Genomic DNA, 25,491 nt, shown 5'->3' with positions numbered 1-25,491 from the left:
TTGCCTGCGATAGCATCGACCGGGTGTACCTGAAACACCGAGGTGCCTGCATCGCAGGCAAGCCAGCTCCCACATGTGATCGAGTTTGCCCTGATCACCGAGGCCACTTTAATACCGATGAACCTGCCCCTCTTCGCCCGGCGCCTGTTGCGCCCACTGCTCGACCCCTACCGCCGCTATCGCCACGCCAAGCTGATCCACGCCGTGCGCGTGTCCATCGGCTTGCTGGCGACGATTATGCTGACCACTGGCCTCAACCTGCCCCACGGTGAATGGGCCTCGGTGACCATGCTGGTGGTGATCGGCGGCTTGCAGCACCACGGCAATATCGGCAAGAAAGCCGTGGAGCGTGCCTATGGCACCTTGATCGGCGCCAGTGTCGGCTTGTTGCTGGTGGTGCAGGAGGCGTACGTCGGCCAGCCGCTGTTGACCTACCTGCTGATGTCGGTGGTGTGCGGCTTCTTTTCCTACCACGCCATCGGCAAGGGCGGTTACACCGCGCTGCTCTCGGCGATCACTGTGTTTATCGTCGCGGGTCACGGCGACAACCCGCTGTCGGACGGGTTATGGCGCACCGTGGATATCCTGATCGGTATCGCCCTCGCCCTGGCCTTTTCCTTCGCCCTGCCGCTGTATGCCGTGTACTCCTGGCGCTACAACCTGGCCAGCGCGTTGCGCGATTGCGCCGAGATCTACAGCCGGATTATCAATGGCGAGTCGGTCACGGATGATCAGCACCTGAAGCTGCTCAATCGGCTGAATGCGGCGATGTTGCAGTTGCGCTCGTTAATGCCGTCGGTGTCCAAGGAGGTACGCATCTCCATGACTGAGCTGGACGCGATCCAGCGGCATTTACGGATGTGCATCAGCACCCTGGAAATTCTCGGCAATACCCGGCCCGACCCTCGCGATAAACCGGCGATGGCGCGGATGCAGGTGATGTTGAAGGCCGAGCATCGGCAAATTCGCGTGCAACTGGTGGGCATGGCACGGGCGTTGAAATCTGGAGTAACGGAGCGGTTGGAGCGGCCGAGCCACGCCAGCGTTGAGCCTGGGTTGGACGTGCCGGTCTATAGCGCGTTGGATGGCTACCGGCTGCTGACCTTGCAACTAGCGCAGAACATCGATGCGATGCGCCAGCGGCTGGCCAAGAGTGCCGGGCGCTGGAAAATCTGAATTCGCCGGGAGGAAAAGAAATTCCCCATGCGATTACAGATTTCAAGGTTTTCACACTTTACCTTACAAAGTTTTCACGTTTTATTCACATCCCGGAACGTAGTGTGAAGCCTCATCCGTTACAAACGTTGCATATCAAGCCCGCCGCCCCAGCGGGCTTTTTTTTGCCTGGAATTTGAGCTAGCGCGCCGCCTTGTTCGCGGGCGCGACCGCCTGCTCACGAATGGCCCGCTGGGTATCCAGCACCTTGGCCAAAGCATGCTCCGCTTCCGGGCTTTGCTGTGGCACGCGGATCGCCGCCGACACCAGGGTGATCAACTTGGCCATCACCTCGGCATCCGTCGCCGGACGGCCCAGGCTCATGGAGTTCATCAGCAGGCGCAGCTCAGTCCCGGCCATCACGCCGGAAATCGCCTTGAGGGCAAACTGCAGGCGCACCCCAAGTTCATTGCGCGGCAGATCCGGCAAGGCCAGGGCGAAGGCTTCGAAGAAACGCTGGAACACCGGCTGGTAATGCACCTTGAGGTATTCCTGGATAAACGGCGACGTGTCGCTGTAGACCCGACCCAGGAACCGGATAAACGAACGCCCTTCCCCACTCGCGCTGGCTGGATCGCTGCGTTCCAGGCCCATGGCCGGGGCAAACAGCACGCCAAGCAAGGTGTCGCAATCGAGTGGGCCGTCGGACTCGGCTTCGCAGCGTGCCAACAGCTCCAGGCGCTGCTCGTTGAGCGGTTCCAGGCGCTGCATCAGCAGGGTTTTCATCAGGGAGTCCTTGTCCCCGAAGTGGTAGTTCACCGCGGCCAGGTTCACCTGGGCGCGCTCGGTAATCTGCCGCAACAAAACGGCGTCGTATCCATACTTGATGAAGAGAGCCTCTGTCGCATCCAGCAATCGAGTCTTGGTAATGTTTGGAGCGCTGACTTTCTTCGCGACCATAGAAGTTCCACGTGGGAAATATTGTTTTAAAAAATTATTTGATTTTTTTATACCGGGGACGTCGCTCGAAAGCAAGTAGTGACACACCGCCATATGATCGAAAGCCTCGAACGACGGGCTCGCCATGGATGATTCATCAAAGTGTTGAGCCACCTTTCTCCACCGGGAGTAAGCATTTTCCCAAGGTAATACCGCTCTACATCGATGGCTGGCGAAGCGACGGGAAGCCGGTTAGTATTCAAACAATATTTTAAAAACAAGAAACAAAACCAGTCCATGGCGTGTACTCCTTCAGTCTCCCCAACTTGTTACAAAGCTTTACCGGAGCAGATGAGGGCGGCGCCCAGACTGAAGGCATATTCATGACAGCTACCCCCGCGCACCCAGGCTTGATCTCGCTGCAAGGCATCGGCAAAAGCTATCAGCTGGCCGGGCAACACCTGTCCATTCTCAATGATGTATGCCTGACCATCGCCAGCGGCGACAGCTGCGGCATCCTCGGCGCATCCGGCTCCGGCAAAAGTACCCTGCTCAATATCCTCGGCCTGCTGGACCTGCCCAACTGCGGTCAGTACCACTTTGCCGGCCACGATATCTTCAACGCCACCCCCGATCAGCTGGCGGCCATCCGCAACCAGCAGATCGGGTTCGTGTTCCAGAGTTTCAACCTGCTGCCGCGCCTCAGCGCCCTGGACAATGTCGCCCTGCCCTTAAGTTATCGCGGCCTATCGCGCCACGAGTCGGTGGAGCAAGCCCTGCGCATGCTCGAGCAAGTGGGCCTGGCCGACCGTGCCCACCATCGCCCCGCCGACCTTTCCGGCGGCCAGCGCCAACGGGTTGCGATTGCCCGGGCCCTGGTGGGCAAACCCTCGGTGATACTGGCCGACGAACCCACCGGCAACCTCGACAGCACCACCGCCCAGGACATCATGGACCTGCTGCTGGCCTTGAACCGCGAGCAACAGGTCACGCTGATCATCGTCACTCACGACCCGCACATCGCCGAGCGCCTGGACCGCAAGATCCTGGTGCGCAATGGCGTGGTGCAAGAGGCCGGCTGCCTATGACCCCGCAGGGAGAGAGCCGCCTGCGGGTCGAACAAAGCCTCAGCCAACTGCTGCATGAAGCGTTTGTCAGCCTGCGCACCCTGGGCAAGCGTTCGATCCTGGCCCTGCTGGGTATCGTGATCGGCAGCTCGTCGGTGGTGGCATTGATCAATATCGGCCATAACGCGGCGGTGGATGCCGCGATGATCTTCAAGGACATGGGCACCGACACCCTGATCGCCCAGTTCCCACCTAAAGGCGGCAGCAGTTCACCGATGCCCGCCCGCCTGGACCTGGACTCTGTGCGCCAAGCGGTGCCCGGCGTTGCGCACATCGGCGCCCTCTCGTTATTCAGCGGGCCCATCGTATTCCATGGCCGCACCGTCAACACCAACTTCGTCGGCAGTACACCGGGTATCAAGGACGCGATGCGCCTGGCACTGCAACAGGGGCGTTTCCTGTCGAGCTTTGATGCCAACGAAACCTACGGCGTGATCGGCGCGCAGGTGGCAGAGGCCCTGGGCGCGCCGGGTGACCCACTGCAACTGGGCGACCGTGTGCGCATCAACGATTACCTGTTCCTGATTGTGGGCATTTTGCAGGGCCAGCCGCGGGCGATGCTGATGCCGGTGCAGGCCAACGAATCACTGTTCATCCCCGCCGAAGGCATGCGCCGCATCTATGCAGCGCCGCAGATCGGCAACGTGATCATCCGCGCCACGCAGGGCCAGGACATGGAGCGCGTTGCCAAGGACGTAGCCGCCGCTCTCAAACCGCAACTTCCCGACCACGATGTGGACATCCAGGTGCCCCAGCAAATGATCGACGGCATGACCCGGCAAAGCCGTACCTTCGCCTACCTGCTGCTGGCCCTGGGTGCGATCTCCCTGGTGGGCGGTGGCGTGGGGGTAATGAATGTGATGCTGATGAACGTTTCGGAGCGCCGCCGCGAGATCGGCATTCGCATGGCCCTCGGCGCGCGCCAGCGGGACATCCGCAACCTGTTCCTGCTCGAAGCCATCACGCTCACGGCGGTGGGGGCCTTGTGCGGTGCAGTGTTGGGCATGACCGCCGCGTGGCTGTATGCCTGGCTGTCGAGCTGGGAATTCGCCCTCGCCGTCGCGGCCTTGCCGCTGGGGGTGGGCAGCACGTTGCTGGTGGGGTTGTTCTTCGGCCTCTACCCGGCGGTCTCGGCCTCACGGTTGCAGCCGGTGGAAGCCCTGCGCGATGAGTAAATGGCTCTGGCTGCTCGCATTGGTCAGCCTGCCGGGCGTGGCCGCCGACGTGGTGATCAAACCGTCGGCGCCGAGCACCACGCGCAGCGGCTATGACCGCGGCGTCTCGTTGAATGCCCAGGCCACCACCATGACTTTGGGCGATGCGGTCTACCTGGGCCTGCGCAACAACCCGGCGATTCGCAGCGCCTACCTGCAACGGGTCGCGCAGAAGTTCGACCTGCGCGTCGCCGAAGATGTGTTCAACCCCAAGCTCACCCTCAACAGTTACTACCGTAATACCCGCGGCTCCGCCGACAACGCGCGCAATGCCAACGTGGCGCCGGCCACCAGCCTGCTCGGCGAATACGGCACGCGCCTGAGCATGGCCTGGACCCAGCAACTGAACAACGCTGACCGCGCCGGCCGCTACCGCAGCGACGGCCTCGACCTGGCGATCATCCAGCCGCTGCTGCGTGGCGCCGGCTGGGACGCCACCACCGCACCGCTGCGCCTGTCGCGCCTGTCGGAACAGGCCAACCGCCTGAACCTCAAGGCCACCGTGGCGCAGACCATCAGCCAGATCATCGCGACCTACCGCGAGCTGCTGCGCGCACAGGAGCAACTGAGCATCGTGCAGGACGCCCTCAAGCGCTCCGGCACCTTGCTGGAAGTCAACAAGGCGCTGATCAGTGCCGGGCGCATGGCCGAGTTTGAAATCGTGCAGACCGAAGCCGACATCGCCACCCAGCAACTGGGCGTGGAAGAGGCGCAGAATCAACTGGACACCAGCCGTCTCTCCCTACTGCGCCTGCTGGCCCTGGACCTGTCCACGCCGGTCCGCGCCACCGAAGCCCTGGAGGCCCGGCCGATGCAGATCGACAAGCGCCAGGCCTTCAACCTGGCGCAGACCCAGCAGCCTGAATACCTTGCCGCCTTGCTCGGCAGCCAGCAGGCTGACCTCAACCTGGTGATCGCCAAGGACTCCGGGCGCTGGCAGGTGGACTTGGTGGCCGGCGCGAATCAGGTGCGCGACGCCTACAATAACGATGCCGGCAGCAGCAACAATCGCACGTGGGACAGCTACGCCGGGGTGCAGGTGCAAATCCCCATCGGCGATATCAGCACGCGCCAGGCCGAAGTCCGCGCACGGGTAAACGTGGAGGACCAGGAGATCCGCATCACCGACGCGCGCCAGGAACTGGAGCGCAGCGTCAACGATGTGGTGCGCGACCTCGGCACCCGCTGGCGCCAATATGAAATCTCCCAGCGCGCCGTGGAATTGTCGCGGCGCAAGATCGAGATCGAGCGGGAAAAACTCAGCGCCGGGCGCTCCACCAACTTCCAGGTGCTGAGTTTCGAGACCGACCTGCGCAACGCCGAAAACGCGCAGCTCAATGCGCTGATCGCTTATTTGAACGCCCAGACCCAGCTCGACTTGACGCTGGGCATGACGCTGGAAAGTTGGGAAATCGCCCTCAATGACTACTAATCAAAAACGCCTGCTGGGCGCCGTATTGATCGTACTGCTGGGGGGCGCGGGCCTGGCCTTGCGCAGCCCTGCGTCCGCGCCGGCCAGCACCAGCGAGCAGTGGCTGGCCGTCAAGCCCGACGCGCTGGTGCACGAGATCGGCCTGGTGGGCAAAATCGAGCCCGACACCACCATCACCCTTACCGCGCCTTTCGATGGCAATGTGCAAGCCAATCTGGTGGAGCAAGGCCAGCGGGTCGAGGCCGGCCAAGTGCTGTTGCGCATGGACCCGGCGACCCTGGAGGTGCAACTGCGCGACGCCCTCTCCGCCCAACTCAAGGCCCGGCGCACCGTGCAAGAGATGCAGGACTGGGACAACGGCCCCACCGTCAGTCGTGCACGCCGCAGCCTGCGCACCACCGAAATGACCGCCAGTAACACCCAGCGCAAACTCACCGAAAGTGAAAACCTATTCCAGCGCGGTATCATCCCGCGCAATGAGCTGGACGACCTCAGGCAACAGACCCAGCAGCAACAACTGGACCTCGCCTCCGCCCGCAGCGAATTGCAACAGGCGATCGACCAGGGCAAGGGCGAATACCGCCAGATCGCCGACATGGAACTGACCAACGCCACGGTGAAATACGACGCCCTGCACCAACTGCTCGAAGGCAAAGAGGTCAAGGCACCCTTCTCCGGCATCGTGGTGCCACCGCCGGGCAATAGCTCCTCCTCCCAAGGCGGCGGCAACAACAATGCCCCGGTGCAGGCCGGCAGTAAGGTCAGCCAGGGTCAGGTGTTGTTTGGCCTGGCAAATATCGAGCGGCTGAAAATCGTTGCCAAGGTGTCGGAGCTGGACATCAACCAGTTGCACCAGGGCCAGGCGGTGGAAGTGCTGGGGGATGGTTTTGAGGGTGAGCGGCTGACAGGGTCGGTAAGCGTGGTGAGTGGTTTGGCGATTGCCACCGACAGCCAGGGCAGTGCGCAATTCCCGGTGACCTTGTCGATTCCCAAGCTCACGCCGCAACAGTTGCAGCGTGTGCGGCTGGGGATGAGCGCGCGGCTGACCATCGTGACCTACAACAATGCGCAGGCGATTGTGATTCCGAGCCAGGCGATCCAGCCGGACATGACGGTTGAATACCGGGAGGCGATGGATAAGCCGGTGGAGCGAGTGAAGGTGACGACTGGGCAATCGACGGCGCAGGGGGTTGAGGTGTTTGGGCTTAGGCCTGGACTTGTGAAAGTCTCAAGATAAATGAAGATCCATTTAGATTTTTGTCAGCTTTGCGGCCAAGGCTTTAGCTTGAATCGCCACATCCGTTACCGCCGTACTTTCCCACCACATCCCCCGCAACGGCGGCCCCATGGCAAACAACCGCGAGCTGACCTGCCCCTGGGCATCCACCACAGCCCCCGAAGCATCCGCCGCAATCCCCAACGCCAATGGCCCTGGCTGAATCAACCCACGCTTGAGCAACTGCTGCGGCAACGGCCGGGCCACGCGGCGCCAGTCGTATTCGATGCCGCTGGAGTTGATCAACGCCGCCCCTGAAACCTGCGTGACCGCTTGCTCGCCGCGGTGACGCAAACGGATGGTCACCCCTTCAACCGAAGGTTCCAGGCCTCTGTAAGACGCCGCCCGAATCCGCAACCGCCCCTCTTCCTGCAACCGTGCCACCAGCTGCGCGCTCAACGGCGGCGAGCGGTGATGATGGCTTTCCCACCACGGCCTGACATGACGCACGAACTGACGTTTTTCACGCTCGCTGGCCTGGCTCCACAGGCGAGCGATATGCGCGCGCACCGTGTCCAGTGGCGCTTGCCAATCGATACCCTGCGCTTGCGCAATCCGGCATTGGCGACGCACCTCACGCAGCAATTGCCGAGGAGTGCGCAGGCTGTAGTCTTCGCCGAGAAAATCCACCCAGCTCGGCGGTTGTCGGCGCACGTGAGGTAGCAGGCCGTGACGCGAGAAAACTTCGATCGGCCCACAATGCCCGGCCTGTTCCAGGGACACCACGGCATCGACCATGGTCAGCCCGGAACCGATGATCAGCACCGGCGCTTGCGGGTCAATCAAGGTCATCGCCTGCACGTCCCAAGGGTCGACCGCCGCCGCGTTCAAGCCGCTGGACTCGGTCTGCGGTGTACGCGCCGCCGGGAACATGCCGGTGGCCAACACCGCAACGGCGCCGCGCAGTTGCTGCCCGTTATCAAGGGTGAGCAGCGTCGAGGCGTCATCCACTTGCAGGTCGACCCCTTCACCGCGCACATGCTCAACGCTGGAAGCGGACTGCGCCTTGGCTTCGGCCAAGCGTTGCTGGGCATACAGACCAAAAATGCCGCGCGGCGGAAACAGCTCGCTGATCGGCACAGCCTGCTGGCCTGACTCGGGCCAACCACCCGCGCTGATGTAGTCGGTGAGCCATTGGGTCAGGTCGTCGGCATTGTCCGGGTCGACGCTCATGCGCGCCGCGTTGCCGTTCAGGGTGTGGCCCAGCTCGACGGCGCTGTAGGCTTCGCCCCGGCCGAGTTCAGCGCGCGGCTCGATCACCAGAATCTGCCGCTTGCCCGGCAAGCGCAGCAGTTGCACGGCCAGCATCGTGCCGCTCAGGCCGCCGCCGATGATCAGCACATCAGCGTTGCGGATGGATTCAGTCATGCGAAATCGCCCTTACTGTTTGCCCAGATAAATATCATGCAGGTCGCCCCGCGCCAGCAGTTCAGCGGCGCTGCCACTCAGGGCCACGCGCCCAGTATCCAGCACGTAGCCGTGGGACGCATAGTTCAGCGCAACGTTGATGTTCTGCTCGGCGATCAAAAAGCTCACCTGCTGCTCACGGTTGAGTTGCGCGATGATCTCGAAAATCTCCTGCACGATCATAGGCGCCAAACCCATGGACGGCTCGTCGAGCAGTACCAAAGTAGGACGCGTCATCAGCGCCCGGCCAATGGCGACCATCTGTTGCTCGCCGCCCGACGTCAGCCCGGCGCGGGTGTTGCGCTTGGTCTTGAGCCTTGGAAACCAGGCGTAGATACGTTCCAGGTCGTGCGCCATCTCCTTGCGGCTCAAGCGCCGCACAAAGCCGCCGCTGCGCAGGTTGTCCTCCACGGTGAGCTGACCGAACACGTGGCGACCTTCCAGCACATGCACCATGCCCTGGCGCACGCGTTGGCTGGGATCGACACCGGCCAGGTCGCCGCCGGCGTACTCGATAACGCCGCGGCTGACCTCAGCTCGCTCGGCGCGCACCAGCCCGGAAATAGCCTTGAGCGTGGTGCTCTTGCCCGCGCCGTTGGCACCGAGCAACGCGACGATGGCGCCTTTGGGCACGTCTAGCGACACGCCGGCCACCGCCAGGATCGCACCGTCGTAGATCACTTCGATATCGTTGACCGTCAGCAGCGACGGGCGCGCAGAGTCGGTGGCAGGCTGGCTCATGGTTTATTCATCCCCGGTGCAGGTACGCGGCGTCAGGCCTTTTTCTTTGGCGAACGCAGCGGATTTTTCATCGATCAACGGGCGCAGCAATGCGCGGTCGGCGGCGATCCAGTCACTGATCAGTGTCCAATTGGCGCCGTCCCACTGTTGCACCCGCGCCGAGCCGCCGCCTTCATGGTCGCGGCAGGACAGCTTGAGGTTCTGCATCAGGCCCAGGTAGCCCATGTCCTTCAAACGCGCATCGTCGATATTCAGGTGTTCCAGGCCCCAACGGCCTTCTTCGCCATTGAGCGGGCGCTTGCCAAACTTGGCCTGGCCGGTGCGGATCGCTTCCACCGCGACGGCGGCGTTCACCAGGCCGGAGTTGTAGTAGACGCTGCCGAAGTTTTTCAGGTCTTTGAGATCACTGTGGCCCTTGTCGAGGATGTATTGCTTGAGCCGTTTGTGGATCTCGAAGTCCGCACCCGCCGGGTACGGTGTGAGGGCCAGGTAGCCTTTGGCGGCAGCGCCTGCGGGCAAGACGTCTTCGCTGGAGCTGGCCCAGATATCGCCGATGATATGGTCCACCGGAAAGCCGAAGCGCGCAGCGGTCTTCACCGCCACCGGGGTGGACACGCCCCAGGTGCGCAGGAACACCCAGTCCGGGTTGGCCTGGCGCACCTGGCGCCATTGCGCCGATTGCTCGTTGCCAGGATCGGCCACCGGAATCTGGATATTTTCAAAGCCGTATTTCTCCGCCAGCAACTTCAGCGGGCCGAGGGTTTCGCGACCGTAGGCCGAATCGTGGTAGACCGTGGCAATCTTCTTGCCCTTGAGCTTGTCGAAACCACCCTCGCGCTCGGCGATGTAGTTCACCAGCGTCGATGCCTCGCTGTAGAAGGTCAGCATCACCGGGAAGTTGTACGGGAACACCGTGCCGTCGGTGGCTTCGGTGCGACCGTAGCCCAGGGTGATCAGCGGGATCTTGTCCACCTCGGCACGCTCGCTCAGCGCATAGGCTGCCGGCGCACCGTTAGGCTGGTACACCGCGACCGGCGCGCCATCCAGGCCATTCTTGAAGCGCTCGTAGCACTCGATGCCCTTCTCCGCCGTCCATTCGGTCTCGCATTCCTGCCACACCAGTTTCACGCCGTTGATACCGCCTTCGACCTCGTTGATGTAACGCAGGTAGTCAATCATCCCGGCCCACACCTGCACGCCGCTGGAGGCATAGGCGCCGACACGGTAGGTCGCCAGGGGAATGAATTGCTGGTCCGGCGAGGCCATTGCCTGGGGTACAGCGCCGGCCAGTGAGGCCAGCGCGAAAGCGGCGCCGATCAGGGAACGTTTCAAGGATGCACGCATAGGAGTTCTCTTCGAGGAATGTCAGAAACGCAGCGGCCACTGCCGCACACGGTCACGCAGGTTGTGCAACAGGCGAATCAAGCCGTCGGGTTCCTTGATCAGGAACACGATGATCAACACGCCAAAGATGATTTTCTGCAGGTTCTGCAACTGCCCTGCATCCACCGAACCGCCGAACAGCGCCTGCCCGGCATGGCTGAGAAAGATCGGCAGCAAACTGATGAAGGCCGCGCCGACGAAGTTGCCGGCGATGCTGCCCATGCCACCGATAATGATGATGAACAGGATCTGGAATGAGCGGTTGATATCGAAACTGCTGGCGCTGGCCGTGCCCAGATAGGCAAAGGCCCACAGCGCGCCGGCTATCCCTAAGTAGAACGAGCTGACCGCAAACGCCAGGCGCTTGTAGCGCACCACGGGAATGCCGACCACGGCGGCGGCGGTGTCCATGTCGCGTATCGCCATCCAGTTGCGCCCGACCTGGCTGCGCACCAGATTGATCGCGGTCCAGGTCAACAGCAGCACCGTGACCAGGGTCAGCAGGTAACGACCCAGCGGGGTGTTGAGGTCATGGCCGAACAGCGCCAGCTTCGGCGCAGAGATAGTCCCGGATGAGCCGTAGTTGTAGAACCAGGGGAATTTGACGAACAGCCACTCCAGGAAAAATTGCGCGGCCAGCGTGGTCACCATCAGGTAGAAGCCTTTGATCCGCGAGCTGGGCAAACCGAACAGCAGGCCAACCAAAGCGCTGATAACCCCACCGCCGAGCAAGGCCACCGGCAAGCCCAGCTCCGGCAAGCGCAGCAGGAACCCGTAGGTGGCGAACGCGCCGACAGCCATGAAACCGGCAGCGCCCACCGAGGTTTGCCCGGTGTAGCCGGTGAGCAGGTTCAGGCCCAACCCGGCCAACGACAGCACCAGAAACGGGATCAGAATCGCATTGAGCCAATAATCATTGCCCCACAGCGGCACCACGATAAACGCCAGCGCCAACAGGCCAATCAGGCCCCAGGGGATACGCCGCTGGATCAGCAACAGCGGCGCGGTTTCTTGAGCAACGGGGATCGACATGGTTTCAGACTCGCTCGATGGCGCGCTCGCCAAACAGGCCGGCGGGACGGATATACAGGAAGGCCAGGGCCAATACGTAGGCGAACCACGGCGTGATGCCGCCGCCGATCAGCGGGCCGATGTAGACCTCGGCGAGGTTCTCCGCCGCGCCGACAATCAGCCCGCCGACAATCGCCCCGCCAATCGAGGTAAAACCGCCAATGATCAACACTGGCAGGGCCTTGAGCACCACCAGCGACAGCGAAAACTGCACACCCTGGCGCGCGCCCCACAGCAGCCCGGCGATCAACCCGACAATCCCGGCCACGGCCCAAACGATCTGCCAGATGCGGTTAAGGTTGATGCCGATGGACAGCGCCGCCGTGGTGTCATCCGCCACCGCACGCAGCGACACGCCGATGCGGGTTTTGTTGAACAGCAGCGCCAATACCGTCACCAGCACCACAGCGGCAGCGGCGGCGATCAGGTCGAACTGGCTGAGCATCAGCGGGCCAACGAACAGCGGCACGTCGTCGATGCCCAGGTCCAGCGCGCGCACTTGCGAGCCCATCAAGCCTTGGGCCAGGCCTTCGATGATGAACGACAAGCCCAGCGTCGCCATGAACAGCGTGATCTGCGAGCGGTTCACCAGCGGCCGCAGCACCAGGCGCTCAATCAGCAAGGCGCCGACGATCATCACGATCACCGTGAGCAGCAATGCCAGGGCAAACGGCACGCCCTGCTCATGCAGGCTGACAAAGGTCAGCGCCGCAAACAGCAGCATTGAGCCCTGGGCGAAATTGAACACGCCGCTGGCTTTGTAGATCAGCACGAAGCCGATAGCGACCAGCGAATACAGGGTGCCGGCGAGCAGGCCGCCGAGCAGGGTTTCAAGGAAGAACGTCATCAGTGCACCGCTCCCAGGTAAGCCGCGATCACTTCGGGATTGGCCTGCACTTCGGCGGGCGTGCCGTCGCCGACCTTGCGCCCGTAGTCGAGCACCACCACATGGTCGGACAGGCCCATGACCACGCCCATGTCGTGTTCGATCAACACCACGGTGGTGCCGAGGTCCCGGTTGACGTCGGCGACGAAGCGCGCCATTTCGTGTTTTTCCTCGGCGTTCATCCCGGCCATGGGTTCGTCGAGCAGCAACAGGCTGGGGCCGGCGATCAGCGCCCGGCCCAGCTCCACGCGTTTTTGCAGGCCGTAGGACAGGTTGCCGACCAATACATCGCGATGGGCTTGCAGTTCGAGAAATTCGAGGATGCCTTGGGCACGCAGCCGGAACGCTTCGGCTTCTCGCCGCGCGCGGGGCAGCCCTAAAGCCTGCTCGATAACGCTGCTGCGCATATGCCGCGACAGGCCGGTGAGGATGTTGTCGAGCACGCTCATCTTCTTGAACAGCGCGTTGTTCTGGAAGGTGCGGCCAATGCCCCGCCGCGCGGCACCCAACGGATCGATGCGGTGGAAGTGCTGGTCTTCAAAGACAATCTCGCCGGCATCGAAGCGATAAACGCCATTGAGCACGTTGAGCAACGAGCTTTTACCGGCACCGTTGGGCCCGATCAGCGCGCAGATCTCGCCGCGCACTACGTCGAACGACAACGCATTGATCGCCTTGACGCCCTTGAACGACAGCGAGATATCCCGCACCTGGAGGATGGCTTGGCTCATGCGATGTCCCGTTTGAATTCATCCAGCCACGTCGGCTCGGCTGTGGATTTGAGGGGTTGCCAGATATAGGCCAGGCGCTGGAAGCCGAGCAGTTTGCGCACACGGTTTTTCAGCAGGCGACGCAGGCCACTTTGCGGGTGGGCGATGGCCCAGTCGCACAAGCGCCGACGCCAGGTCCCGTGGGGCGCGAGGCGGCGTTCAATCTCGTCGGCCAGGTACTGCAAACGTATGGGCGACAACAGCAAGCCGGTGGGAGCAATTTCACTGCGATCACGCCGCGCCGAGGCCTGGCTTTCCGGAAAGGCCAGGCCGTGACCGGTGTTGAGCCATTGTTCCAGCACCACGACCAGGCCCCCCTGCCAATGGGTGCCCTCTTCGCTCCACAGCGCGGCCTCGTCGGTGGCTTGCCACCACCGCGTAAGGTGCTGGGCCGGTTCGACCGGACCGAGCAGTTGGGTGAAATCCACTGGGTTGGCGGACTGCCAATGCCGCAGGTGTTGGCGGCCCGGCGCATAAGAATGGGTGGGGTGGATGCGCCACAGGTGTTGCTGCAGCGCCTCGGGCTCCAGGTCATCGTCCAGGGTCAAGACCTGCCCGCCGATGGCCTGCGCCGCGAGCGCCAGCAGCAGCAGGTTCGGCTCGAAAAACCCGCTGAGCGCCAGCCGCGACTGCTCGCTGAAACCCCGCTGGCGCAGGCCGTCGGCCAGGCGCTCCACGTCACGTAATGCATCGATCCAGCGCCTGGCATACCACTGGCCCTGGCGTTTGTGGCGCAGGGCGGTGTGCAACGGTGTGATCTGCGCCCAGTGATGCAGTTGTTCGAGCGCCTTGGACAGGTTGCCGAGCAGTTCGGCGGGCCATTCCAGGGTCAGCGGGCGTTTGAGTTCGTGCACGCTCATAGGCAGATGCTCCTATTGGGTGGTTAAGCGTGCGGTGGTCCGCTGGCTGAAATAGATCAAACAATGAAGATCAAAATGTGGGAGCGGGCTTGCTCGCGAATGCGGTAGGTCAGTCAACATCAATGCTGAATGTCAGTCCGCTTTCGCGAGCAAGTCGAGTCGTCGCACCGCCGCTCCCACATTCGTTTTGTGTACACCCGATAGATTGCGGTAGCCGGCGCCAGGGTGGTTCGCTCCGAGTCGTGGGCCGTCGCCGAACAGCTTCTCGCGCAACGTCCCTTGGGCATATTCGGTCTTATACACACCGCGCCTCTGCAACTCCGGCACCAGCAGGTCGACGGCGTCGATGAAGGTTTCGTGGGTCAGTGCATACGCCAGGTTGAAGCCGTCCACATCGGTTTCTTCGACCCATTCCTGCAGCAAGTCCGCCACGGTTTCCGGGCTGCCGACAAACAACGGGCCAAAGCCGCCGATGCCAACCCAATCAGCCAGTTCGTTCGGCGTCCAGACCTTGTCTGGGTCCGCCGTGGAAAATGCTTCCACCGCCGACTGAATCGCGTTGGTGTGCACATGCTTGAGCGGCTCATCCGGCTTGAACTGGCTGAAGTCGATACCGGTCCAGCCGGAGATCAGCGCCATCGCGCCCTCGTAGCTGACATAGGATTTGTAGTCGTCGAACTTGGCTTTTGCCTGTGCGTCCGTCTCGCCGACGATCACCGTCTGCAGGTTGAAGATCAGGATTTTCTTCGGATCACGCCCGGCTTCGGCGGCACGGCGACGGATATCGGCGACGGTCTTTTTCAGCAGCACTTTGGACGGCGCAGCCACAAATACACATTCCGCCTGTTCGGCGGCGAACTGCTTGCCACGGCTCGACGCACCCGCCTGGTACAGCACCGGCGTGCGCTGCGGCGAGGGTTCACACAGGTGAATGCCGGGCACCTGGAAGTGTTTGCCCACGTGGCGGATCTCGTGGATCTTGCTCGGGTCGCTGAATATCCGCCGCTCGCGGTCGCGCAGCACCGCGCCCTCCTCCCAACTGCCTTCCCAAAGCTTGTAGCAAACCTCGAGGTATTCCTCGGCATAGTCGTAGCGCGCGTCGTGTTCGGTCTGGGCTTTCTGGCCGAGGTTCTTGGCGCCGCTTTCCAGGTAAGAGGTGACGATGTTCCAGCCGATCCGGCCCTTGGTCAGGTGATCAAGTGTGGAGAGACGCCGGGCGAACGGATAAGGATGCTCGAACGACAACGAGGCGGTCAGGCCAAAACCCAAGTGTTCAGTGACCAGCGCCATCGGCGCGATCAGCGACAACGGGTCGTTGACCGGCACCTGGGTAGCCTGGCGAATCGCTGCGTCGCCATTGCCGTTGTACACGTCATAAATGCCCAACACGTCGGCGATAAACAGGCCGTCGAACTTGCCGCGCTCAAGGATTTTGGCGAGGTCGGTCCAGTATTCCAGGTCCTTGTACTGCCACGAGCGATCACGCGGATGCGCCCACAGGCCGGGGGATTGGTGGCCGACGCAGTTCATGTCGAAGGCATTCAAGCGGATTTCACGGGCCATCAAAGCACTCCGTTGAGGTGGTAGTTGCCAACGATTTGGTATTTGAGGCGCAACGGATCATCGAGTGTCGACGGCAGTGCGGTGCGATGGCCGGTGAGTTCAAACTCGGCGTTGCTGGCGGCAATCAGGGCTTCGGCAGCGGCGATCTGCGCTTCGGTGGCGGCAACCGGGCTCGGGTGAGTGTCGGCACGCTCCAGCAACGCGGCGGCGACATCGACGCGGATCTGCAAATCGCCGAAGCGGCTGATCACGTACGGGTCATCGCTTGTCTCGACGTGGTGGCGGGTAGTTTCAAGCAGTTGGCGCGCAAGATTCAGTACGGTCATAGGTCAGGCTCCTCAGTTCCAGGCGTGACGCGCAGGTTTCACGCCGTTGAGCACGAAGTTACCGATCAGGTGGTATTTCCAGCGGACCGGGTCATGCAGGGTGTGGGTGCGCGCGTTGCGCCAGAAGCGGTCAAGGTTGTGCTTGCCGGTGACCGAACGGGTTCCGGCCAGTTCGAAAAGCTTGCTGCTGGCGAGCAAGGCGGTTTCGGCCGACAGCACTTTGGCCTGGGCGACCACCAGCGAGGCGTGGGCCACGCTGTCTTCGCTGGGTTCGGCGAGTGCTTGGTCGACCGCCTTGCCGGCCTTGGCGAGAATCGCTTCGGTGCCGTGCACACGCCATTCGAGGTCGCCGATGGCGGCGATGGTGAACGGGTCTTGCCAGCCGTGATCCTGCTGGCTGTCGATCCACGGGCGCGCCTGGCGTGCGTAGATCTTGGCGTGTTCGAGAGCGCCCAGGGCAATGCCGGTGTCGACGGCGGCCTGGATAATCTGCGAGATCGGGCCGTTGGCGGTGGGCGTGTCGAAGGCCTGGTGGGCGGGGATCACCGCACTGCGCGGCACGGTGACGCCGTCGAGGGTCACACCGCCGCTGGCCGTGGTGCGCTGGCCGAAACCGTCCCAACTGTCGATCACGCTAAGACCCGGCGCATCACGTTCGACGAAGGCGATGAAGGCTTGATCGTTTTCGTTGTTGCCAACGGTGGGCACGATGTGGGCGAACAATGCACCGGTGCAGTAGAACTTCTCGCCATTGATTTGCGCGGTGTCGCCATGGAAGCGAATCTGCGTGTCAAAGGTGCCGGCATTTTTGCTCTTCGCTTCGGAGAAGGCGTTGCCGAAACGGTAGCCGGCCAGGACTTTGCCGAAATAATGACGCTTTTGTTCCTCGGTCGCGGTTTGCAGCAGGATGTCGACCACGCCCAGGTGGTTCTGTGGGATCTGGCCCAGTGAAGGGTCCGCGGCGGAAATCAGTTTGATCACCTCGGCCACGGTCACATAGGACACCTCGGCGCCGCCGTAGGCCTTGGGAATGGTGATACCCCACAGGCCACTGGCTGAAAACGCGTCGAGCTCAGCGATGGGCAGGCGACGCTCGCGGTCGCGCTCGCTGGCGTCGACGGCAAACCGTGCGGCCAGGCGCGTGGCAACCTCGATGGCTTCCGCGTCCGAGCGGATGATATGGGCAGGGTGTTGAGGGTGGGCAGACATGGGCCGACTCCAGGCTCCGATGGGATGCTGGAGTGATTGCAGGAGTCGTGCCTGAATTTAATCGCAAATAAAATCAGCGACTTGCTGTTAAATCAGCGCAGTAGAGCGCGTTTCAAACCAGCAAAGTGTGCATTTACTGTTGCCGGGCGAACAGTTAGATCACCACGGTCCGCACAAAGCACACCGCCACGTCACCCTCGTTGCGATAGCCGTGGGATTGGCGGCTGGCGAACATATAGAACTCACCCGCCACGACGTGTTTTTCTTCGTCGTCGAGGATCAGGGTCAGTGCGCCCTCATACACGAACAGCTGCACGCTCCAGCCATCCGGATCGGGCTCGGGACTGTAGCGATCACCGGGTTCCAGGCGCATCTCCCACAATTCCACTTCGCGCCGGGCATTGGCTTTGGCCAGTAGCACCGCCTTGCTGCCCGGAATCTCACCGGCCCACGCTAGCTCATTGATGCGGCTGTGGTCGGGCGCGTCCGGCGCCTGGATGAGGTCGCTGAAGGCCACGTTTAACGCTTCGGCCACGCGGTCGAGGGTGGACAGGCTAACATTCTTCTCCCCCGCCTCGATCGCCACCAGCATGCGCCGGCTGACTCCGGATTTTTCCGAAAGCGCGGTCTGGCTGAGGTCGGCGGCGTGGCGCAGGCGACGAACGTTCTGGCTGACGTGCTGCAGGACCGAGGCCCGTTGTGGATTTTCTTTGTGCACTATATTGCTCAATGGGTGGGTGTGCGCAGTATACTGCCCAGCGTGCGGCGCATTGTGCGTGCCGCGTTCTCACTGTGCAAGATCAGAGCCGCCATGACTACCTCGACCGCGTCCCCGCGTTTCAACCGCTTCAGCAAAGCCGAATGCATCCTGGTGGTGATCACCATGATCTGGGGCGGCACGTTTTTGCTGGTGCAGCACGCGATGACCGTCAGCGGGCCGATGTTTTTCGTAGGCCTGCGCTTTGCCGCTGCGGCCATTGTGGTGGGCTGCTTTTCCTTGCGTACCCTGCGTGACTTGACCTTGTTCGAATTGAAGGCCGGTGTGTTTATTGGGGTGGCGATCATGTTTGGCTACGGCCTGCAGACCATCGGTTTGCAGACCATCCTGAGCAGCCAGTCGGCGTTTATCACCGCGCTCTATGTGCCCTTCGTGCCACTGCTGCAATGGCTGGTGCTGGGCCGTCGCCCGGGGTTGATGCCGAGCATTGGCATCATGCTGGCGTTTGCCGGCTTGATGCTGCTGACGGGGCCGGCGGGGGCCTCGTTGAATTTCAGTCCCGGTGAAATCGCTACGCTCATCGGCGCCATCGCCATTGCGGCGGAAATCATCCTGATCAGTGCATTCGCGGGGCAAGTGGATGTGCGCCGGGTGACGGTTGTGCAACTGGCCACCGCTTCGCTGCTGTCGTTCCTGATGGTGGTGCCGATGGGCGAAGCGCTGCCGGGGTTTTCGTGGCTACTGCTGTTCAGCGCGGTGGGCCTGGGCTTGACCAGTGCGGTGATTCAGGTCGCGATGAATTGGGCGCAGCAGAGTGTTTCGCCAACGCGGGCGACGTTGATCTATGCCGGTGAGCCGGTGTGGGCGGGCGTGGTGGGGCGGATTGCCGGAGAACGCTTCCCGCCGATTGCGATGCTGGGGGCCGTGTTGATTGTGGCGGCGGTGATTGTGAGTGAGATGAAGACCAAGGGGCAGAAGGCCCTTGAATTGCGGGATGCTCGGGAACAGGAACAGCAGGGGTAAAGCCGAACCCTGTGGTGACTGGGAAATCGCTATCGCGGGCAAGCCCGGCTCCCACAGGGGTAAGCACTTCAAAGCCCACTCCCTCGAAACAATGCGTTATGGGAGTTTTCGGCCTACTTTGTAGGATCCTTACACATCTTGCCGTTTGGTGATCGCGAAAGCGGCACGTATGATGCATCCCAAACTCCCGCAGATTAGAAGCCTATGTCCCTGATAGTTCTACTGCTTCTGCCTTTTATTGGCAGCTGTCTGGCGGCCTTGCTGCCGCACAATGCACGTAACACCGAATCCCTGCTGGCAGGCCTGGTGGCGCTGGTTGGCACCATTCAAGTCGCCCTGCTCTACCCCCAGATCGCCCACGGTGGCGTGATCCGCGAAGAATTCATGTGGTTGCCCAGCCTTGGGCTGAACTTCGTGCTGCGCATGGATGGGTTTGCCTGGCTGTTCTCGATGCTGGTGCTCGGCATCGGCTCGCTGGTGTCGCTGTATGCGCGTTACTACATGTCGCCGGATGATCCGGTGCCGCGCTTTTTCGCGTTTTTCCTGGCCTTCATGGGCGCCATGCTCGGGCTGGTGATTTCCGGCAACCTGATCCAGATCGTGTTTTTCTGGGAACTGACCAGCCTGTTCTCGTTCCTGCTGATCGGCTATTGGCACCACCGTGCCGATGCCAGGCGCGGCGCGTATATGGCGCTGATGGTCACCGGCGCCGGCGGCTTGTGCCTGCTGGCGGGCGTGATGTTGCTGGGGCATATCGTCGGCAGCTATGACCTGGACCTGGTATTGGCGGCGGGCGATCAGATTCGCGCGCATTCGCTGTACCCGGTCATGCTGGCCCTGGTGTTGATCGGTGCCCTGAGCAAAAGCGCGCAGTTCCCGTTCCACTTCTGGCTGCCCCACGCGATGGCGGCTCCCACGCCGGTGTCGGCGTACCTGCATTCGGCGACGATGGTGAAAGCCGGCGTGTTCCTGCTGGCCCGCCTGTGGCCGTCGCTGTCCGGCAGCGAAGAATGGTTCTATATCGTCGGCGGCGCCGGCGCCCTCACCCTCCTCCTCGGCGCTTACTGCGCCATGTTCCAGAATGATCTCAAGGGCCTGCTGGCCTACTCCACCATCAGCCACCTCGGGCTGATCACCTTATTGCTGGGCCTTAACAGCCCGCTGGCCGCCGTCGCGGCGGTGTTCCATATTCTCAATCATGCGACCTTCAAGGCGTCGCTGTTCATGGCGGCGGGCATCATCGACCACGAAAGCGGCACGCGGGATATCCGCAAGCTCAGCGGGCTGGTGCGATTGATCCCGTTTACCGCGACCCTGGCGATGGTGGCCAGTGCGTCCATGGCCGGCGTGCCGTTACTCAATGGCTTCCTGTCCAAAGAGATGTTCTTCGCCGAAACCGTCTTTATCTCCTCGACTCAATGGGTGGAATTCGCCCTGCCGTTGATCGCGACCATCGCCGGTACGTTCAGCGTGGCCTATGCCCTGCGCTTTACCGTGGATGTGTTCTTCGGCCCGACCGCGACAGACCTGCCGCACATCCCTCACGAGCCGCCGCGCTGGATGCGCGCCCCGGTTGAGCTGCTGGTGTTTACTTGCCTGCTGGTGGGGATTTTCCCGGCCCAGGTCGTCGGCTCTATCCTCGCTGCCGCCGCCTTGCCCGTGGTGGGCGGTGTGCTGCCGGAGTACAGCCTCGCGATCTGGCACGGCTGGAACGCGCCGATGATCATGAGCCTGGTGGCCATGTCCGGGGGGGTGGTGCTTTACCTGCTACTGCGCAAGCAACTCAAGTTGGGCCGCTTCAAATACCCGCCCGTCATCAGCTACTTCAATGGCAAGCGCGGCTTTGAGCGCTGCCTGGTGGTGATGATGCGCGGCGTGCGCAAGATCGAAAAACGCATCAGCACCAAGCGCCTGCAGACCCAGCTGTTTCTGCTGGTGCTGGTGGCGGTCATCGGCGGCATGATCCCGATGATCAACAGTGGCCTCAGTTGGGGCGACCGGCCGAAAATCCCGGGCTCCATCGTGTTTGTGACCCTGTGGCTGCTGGCGATCGCCTGCGCCCTCGGTGCCGCCTGGCAAGCCAAGTATCACCGGCTGGCGGCCCTGACCATGGTCAGCGTGTGCGGCCTGATGACCTGCGTCACCTTTGTGTGGTTCTCGGCGCCGGACCTGGCGTTGACCCAACTGGTGGTCGAAGTGGTCACCACGGTGCTGATCCTGCTGGGGCTGCGCTGGTTGCCACGGCGGATCGAAGAAGTGTCGCCACTGCCCAGTTCGCTGCGCAAGGCACGCATCCGTCGTCTGCGTGACTTCCTATTGTCCACCGTTGTCGGCGGCGGCATGGCATTGCTGTCCTATGCGATGCTGACGCGCCAGACGCCCAACGATATCTCCTCGTTCTACCTGAGCCGCGCCCTGCCCGAAGGCGGCGGCAGCAATGTGGTCAATGTGATGCTGGTGGACTTCCGTGGCTTCGATACCCTCGGCGAAATCACTGTGCTCGGCGCCGTGGCGCTGACCGTGTACGCCCTGCTGCGGCGCTTCCGCCCGTCCAGGGAAAGCATGCAGCTGCCCGCGCAACAGCGCCAACTCGCGCCGGACGTGGCCACCGACCTGGTCAACCCGCGCCAGGCCAGCGATACCGCCCTGGGCTTCATGATGGTGCCGGCGGTGCTGGTGCGCCTGCTATTGCCGATTGCGCTGGTGGTGTCGTTCTACCTGTTCATGCGCGGCCATAACCAGCCGGGCGGCGGGTTTGTCGCCGGGTTGGTGATGTCGGTGGCGTTTATCCTGCAATACATGGTCGCCGGAACGCAGTGGGTGGAGGCGCAGATGAGCCTGCGGCCGATGCGCTGGATGGGCTTCGGCCTGCTCGCCGCGACCTTGACGGGCCTGGGCGCATTGTTTGCCGGGTACCCGTTCCTCACCACGCACACCTGGCATTTCAGCTTGCCGGTGCTGGGCGATATTCATGTCGCCAGCGCGCTGTTCTTCGACGTCGGCGTGTACGCCATGGTCGTCGGTTCGACGCTGCTGATGCTCACTGCCCTCGGTCACCAGTCGGTGCGAGCGCATAAACCGAGCAACCAGGCCAAGGTCGTTGCTGCAACAGAAGGAGCCGCCTGATGGAAGAAGTCATCGCAATTGCCATTGGAGTCCTGGCCGCTTCCGGCGTCTGGCTGATCCTGCGGCCACGGACGTTCCAGGTGGTGATGGGCCTGTGCCTGCTGTCGTATGGGGTCAACCTGTTCATTTTCAGCATGGGCAGCCTGTTTATCGGTAAAGAGCCGATCATCAAGGACGGCGTGCCGCAGGACCTGCTCAACTACACCGACCCGCTGCCCCAGGCGCTGGTGCTCACGGCGATCGTGATCAGCTTCGCCATGACCGCGCTGTTTCTGGTGGTGCTGCTGGCCTCGCGTGGCCTGACCGGTACTGACCATGTTGACGGCCGGGAGCCCAAGGAATGAATTGGGTCAACCAACTGATCGTCGCACCGATCCTGCTGCCATTGCTCACCGCCGCGCTGATGCTGATGCTGGGTGAAAAACGTCGCCCGCTGAAGGCGCAGATCAACCTGGTGTCGAGCATGCTTGGCCTGGGCGTTGCCATTCTGCTGCTGTACTGGACGCAAAAAGGCGGCCCCGGCTCGATCGGCGTGTACCTGCCGGGCAACTGGCAAGTGCCGTTTGGCATCGTGCTGGTGGTGGACCAACTGTCGGCGCTGATGCTGGTGCTCACCGGGATCATCGGCGTGAGCGCGCTGCTGTTCGCCATGGCCCGCTGGGACCGTGCGGGCACCAGTTTCCATGCACTGTTCCAGATCCAGATGATGGGGTTGTATGGTGCGTTTCTCACCGCCGACCTGTTCAACCTGTTCGTGTTCTTCGAAGTGTTGCTGGCGGCGTCTTACGGTTTGATGCTGCACGGTTCCGGCCGCGCGCGGGTGTCGTCGGGGCTGCATTACATCGCAATCAACCTGCTGGCGTCGTCGCTGTTTCTGATTGGCGCGGCGATGATCTATGGCGTCACCGGCACGCTGAACTTCGCCGACCTGGCGCTGAAAATCCCGCTGGTGCCGGAAGCCGATCGCGGCCTGCTGCATGCCGGTGCGGCGATCCTCGCCACCGCGTTCCTGGCCAAGGCCGGCATGTGGCCGCTGAACTTCTGGCTGGCCCCGGCCTACTCCTCGGCCAGTGCGCCGGTGGCGGCGATGTTTGCGATCATGACCAAGGTTGGCGTGTACACCGTGCTGCGCCTGTGCACCCTGCTGTTCTCCGGCCAGGCCGGTGCGTCAGCGCTGTTTGGCGGCGACTGGCTGGTGTATGGCGGCATGGCGACCATCATCTGCGCGGCGCTGGCGATGGTGGCGGCGCAGCGTCTAGAGCGCATGGCCAGCCTGAGCATTCTGGTGTCAGCCGGCATTCTGCTGTCGGCGGTAGGCTTCGCCCAGCCGAGCCTGACTGCTGGCGCGCTGTTCTATCTGGTCAGCTCCACCTTGGCGTTAAGCGCGCTGTTCCTGCTGGCTGAGCTGATCGAGCGTTCGCGTTCGGCCAACGATTTGCCGCTGGACGAAGAAATCGATGCGCTGCCCAAGGCCATGGAATCCCTGCATCCGCGCCCCGGCGTCAACCTGGATGATGAGCAGAAAGCCGTCGTCGGCCAGGTGATTCCGTGGACCATGGCGTTCCTCGGCTTGAGTTTTGTCGCCTGCGCGCTGCTGATTATCGGCATGCCGCCGTTGTCCGGGTTTATCGGCAAGCTCAGCTTGTTGAGTGCGCTGGTCAATCCGCTGGGCCTGGGCGTCAGTGTCGACGAGCCAATCCGTCCCGCTGCCTGGGGCCTTGTGGCGCTGTTGATCCTCTCCGGCCTGGCTTCGCTGATCGCCTTTGCGCGCCTGGGCATCCAGCGCTTCTGGACCCCCGAAGAGCGCCCCTCACCGCTGCTGCGTCGCTACGAGTGCGTGCCGATCTTCTTTCTGCTCGGCCTTAGCATCCTGCTGACCTTCAAGGCCGAACCGCTGATGCGCTACACCCAGGCCACCGCCGCCAGCCTGAACAACCCGGAACGCTACGTGATGGCCGTCATGGCAACACGTCCCGTCCCCAGCCCTGAAGCCAAGACAGCCGCGTTGGAGGTGCAGCCATGAAGCGCCTGTTCCCTGCCCCGTGGCTGTCCCTGGCCCTGTGGCTGCTGTGGCTGGTGCTGAACGTGTCACTCAGCGCTGGCAACCTGCTGCTGGGTGCCGCACTGGGCTTTCTTGCACCGCTGTTGATGGCACCGCTGCGCCCGCTGCCGATTCGCATCCGCCGCCCGGGTGTGATCATTCGCCTGTTTTTCCGGGTGGGTCGCGATGTAATCATCTCCAACCTGCAAGTGGCCTGGGGCGTATTGATCTGTGGTTCACGCCCGCCGCGTTCGCGCTTTATCAAGATCCCCCTGGACCTGCGCGACGCCAACGGCCTGGCCGCGCTGTCGATGATCACCACGGTGGTGCCCGGCACCATCTGGTCGGAACTGGCGCTGGACCGCAGCATCCTCCTGCTGCACGTGTTTGACCTCGAGGACGAAGCGTCGTTTATCGAGCACTTCAAGACCACCTACGAGCGGCCCCTGATGGAGATCTTCGAATGAGCGCCCTGCTCTCCAACGCGATCCTGTTCAGCCTGTTCCTGTTCTCCCTGGCCATGGTGCTGCCCCTGGTGCGCCTGTTCAAAGGCCCGTCGGCACAAGACCGGGTATTGGCGCTGGACTACCTGTACATCCTGGCCATGCTAATGATGCTGGTGCTGGGCATTCGTTATGCCAGTGACACCTACTTTGAAGCGGCGCTGCTGATTGCGCTGTTTGGCTTCGTGGGCTCGTTTGCCCTGGCGAAATTCCTGCTGCGTGGGGAGGTGATTGAATGATGCCGTTATGGATGGAAGCGGTGGTCGCGGTGCTGCTGGTGTTGAGCAGTGTGTTTGCATTGATTGGCGCGATTGGATTACTGCGGATGAAGGACTTTTTTCAACGCATGCACCCACCGGCACTGGCTTCGACATTAGGCGCGTGGTGTGTAGCATTGGCGTCGATTATCTACTTTTCGGTGCTCAAATCCGGGCCGGTGTTGCACGGGTGGTTGATTCCGATTTTGTTGTCGATCACGGTGCCGGTGACCACATTGCTATTGGCCCGCACCGGACTGTTCCGCAAGCGCATGGCCGGTGACGACGTCCCCGCCGAGGTCAGCAGCCGCCGCTGATCCCTCAAGTGGGCAGCGTAAAAATGTGGGAGCTGGCTGGCCTGCGATTGCGGTGGGTCAGTCAACATTTTCGGTGACTGACACGCCCTCATCGCAGGCAAGCCAGCTCCCACATTTGAATGGGTGCCAGGCGCGAGATCGGATGTG

The 25,491-nt window shown here is 62.4% G+C and carries 24 protein-coding genes; 12 read left to right on the top strand and 12 right to left on the bottom strand.

The features are described 5' to 3' along the window. The first annotated feature begins 117 nt into the window (after positions 1 to 117). Complete coding sequence (locus AB4O35_RS17545; RefSeq protein WP_065873534.1) at positions 118 to 1,176, top strand: FUSC family protein; 1,059 nt, start codon at positions 118 to 120, stop codon at positions 1,174 to 1,176. Positions 1,177 to 1,356: 180 nt separating this feature from the next. Here AB4O35_RS17545 and AB4O35_RS17540 read toward each other — a convergent pair whose 3' ends face one another. Then, positions 1,357 to 2,115: a TetR/AcrR family transcriptional regulator gene (locus AB4O35_RS17540; protein ID WP_065873428.1), complete on the bottom strand. Its 759-nt coding sequence runs from the start codon at positions 2,113 to 2,115 to the stop codon at positions 1,357 to 1,359. Positions 2,116 to 2,477: 362 nt separating this feature from the next. Here AB4O35_RS17540 and AB4O35_RS17535 point away from each other — a divergent pair, with 362 nt between their 5' ends. The 4 genes from AB4O35_RS17535 to AB4O35_RS17520 are packed head-to-tail and all read left to right on the top strand — an operon-like array spanning position 2,478 to position 7,104. Continuing rightward, positions 2,478 to 3,182 carry an ABC transporter ATP-binding protein gene (locus AB4O35_RS17535; protein WP_065881857.1) on the top strand — a complete coding sequence of 235 codons (705 nt, stop codon included), beginning with the start codon at positions 2,478 to 2,480 and terminating at the stop codon, positions 3,180 to 3,182. Then, entirely contained in the window at positions 3,179 to 4,396 is a 1,218-nt protein-coding gene (locus AB4O35_RS17530; RefSeq protein ID WP_065873430.1) for an ABC transporter permease, read from the top strand. Before AB4O35_RS17535 ends, AB4O35_RS17530 begins: the two co-directional genes overlap by 4 nt. Beyond that, entirely contained in the window at positions 4,389 to 5,867 is a 1,479-nt protein-coding gene (locus AB4O35_RS17525; protein ID WP_049712645.1) for a TolC family protein, read from the top strand. Before AB4O35_RS17530 ends, AB4O35_RS17525 begins: the two co-directional genes overlap by 8 nt. Beyond that, positions 5,857 to 7,104, top strand: coding sequence for an efflux RND transporter periplasmic adaptor subunit (locus AB4O35_RS17520; protein ID WP_065873431.1), 1,248 nt, complete (start codon positions 5,857 to 5,859; stop codon positions 7,102 to 7,104). The genes AB4O35_RS17525 and AB4O35_RS17520 overlap by 11 nt, the downstream gene beginning before the upstream one ends. Positions 7,105 to 7,116: 12 nt before the next feature. Here the strand turns inward: AB4O35_RS17520 and AB4O35_RS17515 are convergent, their stop codons facing one another. From AB4O35_RS17515 to AB4O35_RS17465, 11 genes are all read right to left on the bottom strand, one after another. Continuing rightward, complete coding sequence (locus tag AB4O35_RS17515; protein WP_065873432.1) at positions 7,117 to 8,511, bottom strand: FAD/NAD(P)-binding protein; 1,395 nt, start codon at positions 8,509 to 8,511, stop codon at positions 7,117 to 7,119. A 12-nt stretch (positions 8,512 to 8,523) separates the two neighbouring features. Next, positions 8,524 to 9,291: an ABC transporter ATP-binding protein gene (locus AB4O35_RS17510; protein WP_065946324.1), complete on the bottom strand. Its 768-nt coding sequence runs from the start codon at positions 9,289 to 9,291 to the stop codon at positions 8,524 to 8,526. Between the two features lie 3 nt (positions 9,292 to 9,294). Next, the gene (locus tag AB4O35_RS17505) at positions 9,295 to 10,635 is read right to left on the bottom strand and encodes an ABC transporter substrate-binding protein (protein ID WP_065873434.1); all 1,341 of its coding nucleotides are present in this window, start codon (positions 10,633 to 10,635) and stop codon (positions 9,295 to 9,297) included. A 21-nt stretch (positions 10,636 to 10,656) separates the two neighbouring features. Next, the gene (locus AB4O35_RS17500) at positions 10,657 to 11,706 is read right to left on the bottom strand and encodes a branched-chain amino acid ABC transporter permease (protein ID WP_065873435.1); all 1,050 of its coding nucleotides are present in this window, start codon (positions 11,704 to 11,706) and stop codon (positions 10,657 to 10,659) included. A gap of 4 nt (positions 11,707 to 11,710) precedes the next feature. Further along, complete coding sequence (locus AB4O35_RS17495) at positions 11,711 to 12,592, bottom strand: branched-chain amino acid ABC transporter permease (RefSeq protein WP_065873436.1); 882 nt, start codon at positions 12,590 to 12,592, stop codon at positions 11,711 to 11,713. Continuing rightward, the gene (locus tag AB4O35_RS17490) at positions 12,592 to 13,362 is read right to left on the bottom strand and encodes an ABC transporter ATP-binding protein (RefSeq protein ID WP_065873437.1); all 771 of its coding nucleotides are present in this window, start codon (positions 13,360 to 13,362) and stop codon (positions 12,592 to 12,594) included. The genes AB4O35_RS17495 and AB4O35_RS17490 overlap by 1 nt, the downstream gene beginning before the upstream one ends. Beyond that, entirely contained in the window at positions 13,359 to 14,261 is a 903-nt protein-coding gene (locus AB4O35_RS17485) for an AMP-binding protein (protein ID WP_065946325.1), read from the bottom strand. The genes AB4O35_RS17490 and AB4O35_RS17485 overlap by 4 nt, the downstream gene beginning before the upstream one ends. Positions 14,262 to 14,393: 132 nt before the next feature. Further along, the gene (locus AB4O35_RS17480) at positions 14,394 to 15,824 is read right to left on the bottom strand and encodes an LLM class flavin-dependent oxidoreductase (RefSeq protein ID WP_065873439.1); all 1,431 of its coding nucleotides are present in this window, start codon (positions 15,822 to 15,824) and stop codon (positions 14,394 to 14,396) included. After that, the gene (locus AB4O35_RS17475; RefSeq protein WP_065873440.1) at positions 15,824 to 16,150 is read right to left on the bottom strand and encodes an acyl-CoA dehydrogenase; all 327 of its coding nucleotides are present in this window, start codon (positions 16,148 to 16,150) and stop codon (positions 15,824 to 15,826) included. Before AB4O35_RS17475 ends, AB4O35_RS17480 begins: the two co-directional genes overlap by 1 nt. 12 nt (positions 16,151 to 16,162) lie before the next feature. After that, positions 16,163 to 17,359, bottom strand: a complete 1,197-nt coding sequence (locus AB4O35_RS17470; protein ID WP_065873441.1) for an SfnB family sulfur acquisition oxidoreductase — start codon at positions 17,357 to 17,359, stop codon at positions 16,163 to 16,165. A 154-nt stretch (positions 17,360 to 17,513) separates the two neighbouring features. Beyond that, positions 17,514 to 18,077, bottom strand: a complete 564-nt coding sequence (locus AB4O35_RS17465) for a helix-turn-helix domain-containing protein (protein WP_065873442.1) — start codon at positions 18,075 to 18,077, stop codon at positions 17,514 to 17,516. Between the two features lie 54 nt (positions 18,078 to 18,131). On the opposite strand from AB4O35_RS17465, the gene AB4O35_RS17460 reads away from it, so the two are divergent. The 7 genes from AB4O35_RS17460 (at position 18,132) to AB4O35_RS17430 (ending at position 25,344) form a co-directional block, all read left to right on the top strand. Continuing rightward, positions 18,132 to 19,100 carry a DMT family transporter gene (locus AB4O35_RS17460; protein ID WP_371905586.1) on the top strand — a complete coding sequence of 323 codons (969 nt, stop codon included), beginning with the start codon at positions 18,132 to 18,134 and terminating at the stop codon, positions 19,098 to 19,100. Between the two features lie 204 nt (positions 19,101 to 19,304). After that, positions 19,305 to 22,226, top strand: coding sequence for a monovalent cation/H+ antiporter subunit A (locus tag AB4O35_RS17455; protein WP_065890749.1), 2,922 nt, complete (start codon positions 19,305 to 19,307; stop codon positions 22,224 to 22,226). Next, positions 22,226 to 22,570, top strand: coding sequence for a Na+/H+ antiporter subunit C (locus AB4O35_RS17450; RefSeq protein ID WP_003192163.1), 345 nt, complete (start codon positions 22,226 to 22,228; stop codon positions 22,568 to 22,570). Before AB4O35_RS17455 ends, AB4O35_RS17450 begins: the two co-directional genes overlap by 1 nt. After that, the gene (locus AB4O35_RS17445) at positions 22,567 to 24,249 is read left to right on the top strand and encodes a monovalent cation/H+ antiporter subunit D (RefSeq protein ID WP_065946327.1); all 1,683 of its coding nucleotides are present in this window, start codon (positions 22,567 to 22,569) and stop codon (positions 24,247 to 24,249) included. The genes AB4O35_RS17450 and AB4O35_RS17445 overlap by 4 nt, the downstream gene beginning before the upstream one ends. Then, the gene (locus AB4O35_RS17440) at positions 24,246 to 24,734 is read left to right on the top strand and encodes a Na+/H+ antiporter subunit E (protein WP_065881838.1); all 489 of its coding nucleotides are present in this window, start codon (positions 24,246 to 24,248) and stop codon (positions 24,732 to 24,734) included. Before AB4O35_RS17445 ends, AB4O35_RS17440 begins: the two co-directional genes overlap by 4 nt. Further along, positions 24,731 to 25,009 (top strand): K+/H+ antiporter subunit F, encoded by a 279-nt coding sequence (locus AB4O35_RS17435; RefSeq protein WP_065946328.1) that lies wholly within the window; start codon positions 24,731 to 24,733, stop codon positions 25,007 to 25,009. The genes AB4O35_RS17440 and AB4O35_RS17435 overlap by 4 nt, the downstream gene beginning before the upstream one ends. After that, on the top strand, positions 25,006 to 25,344 hold the full coding sequence (locus AB4O35_RS17430; RefSeq protein ID WP_065881836.1) for a Na+/H+ antiporter subunit G: 339 nt from the start codon (positions 25,006 to 25,008) through the stop codon (positions 25,342 to 25,344). The genes AB4O35_RS17435 and AB4O35_RS17430 overlap by 4 nt, the downstream gene beginning before the upstream one ends. Positions 25,345 to 25,491 lie beyond the last annotated feature (147 nt).

This window comes from Pseudomonas sp. H1_A03 (genome assembly GCF_054685145.1).
The sequence above is the reverse complement of the archived record's forward strand: the minus strand, read 5'-3'. Positions and strand labels throughout refer to the sequence as shown.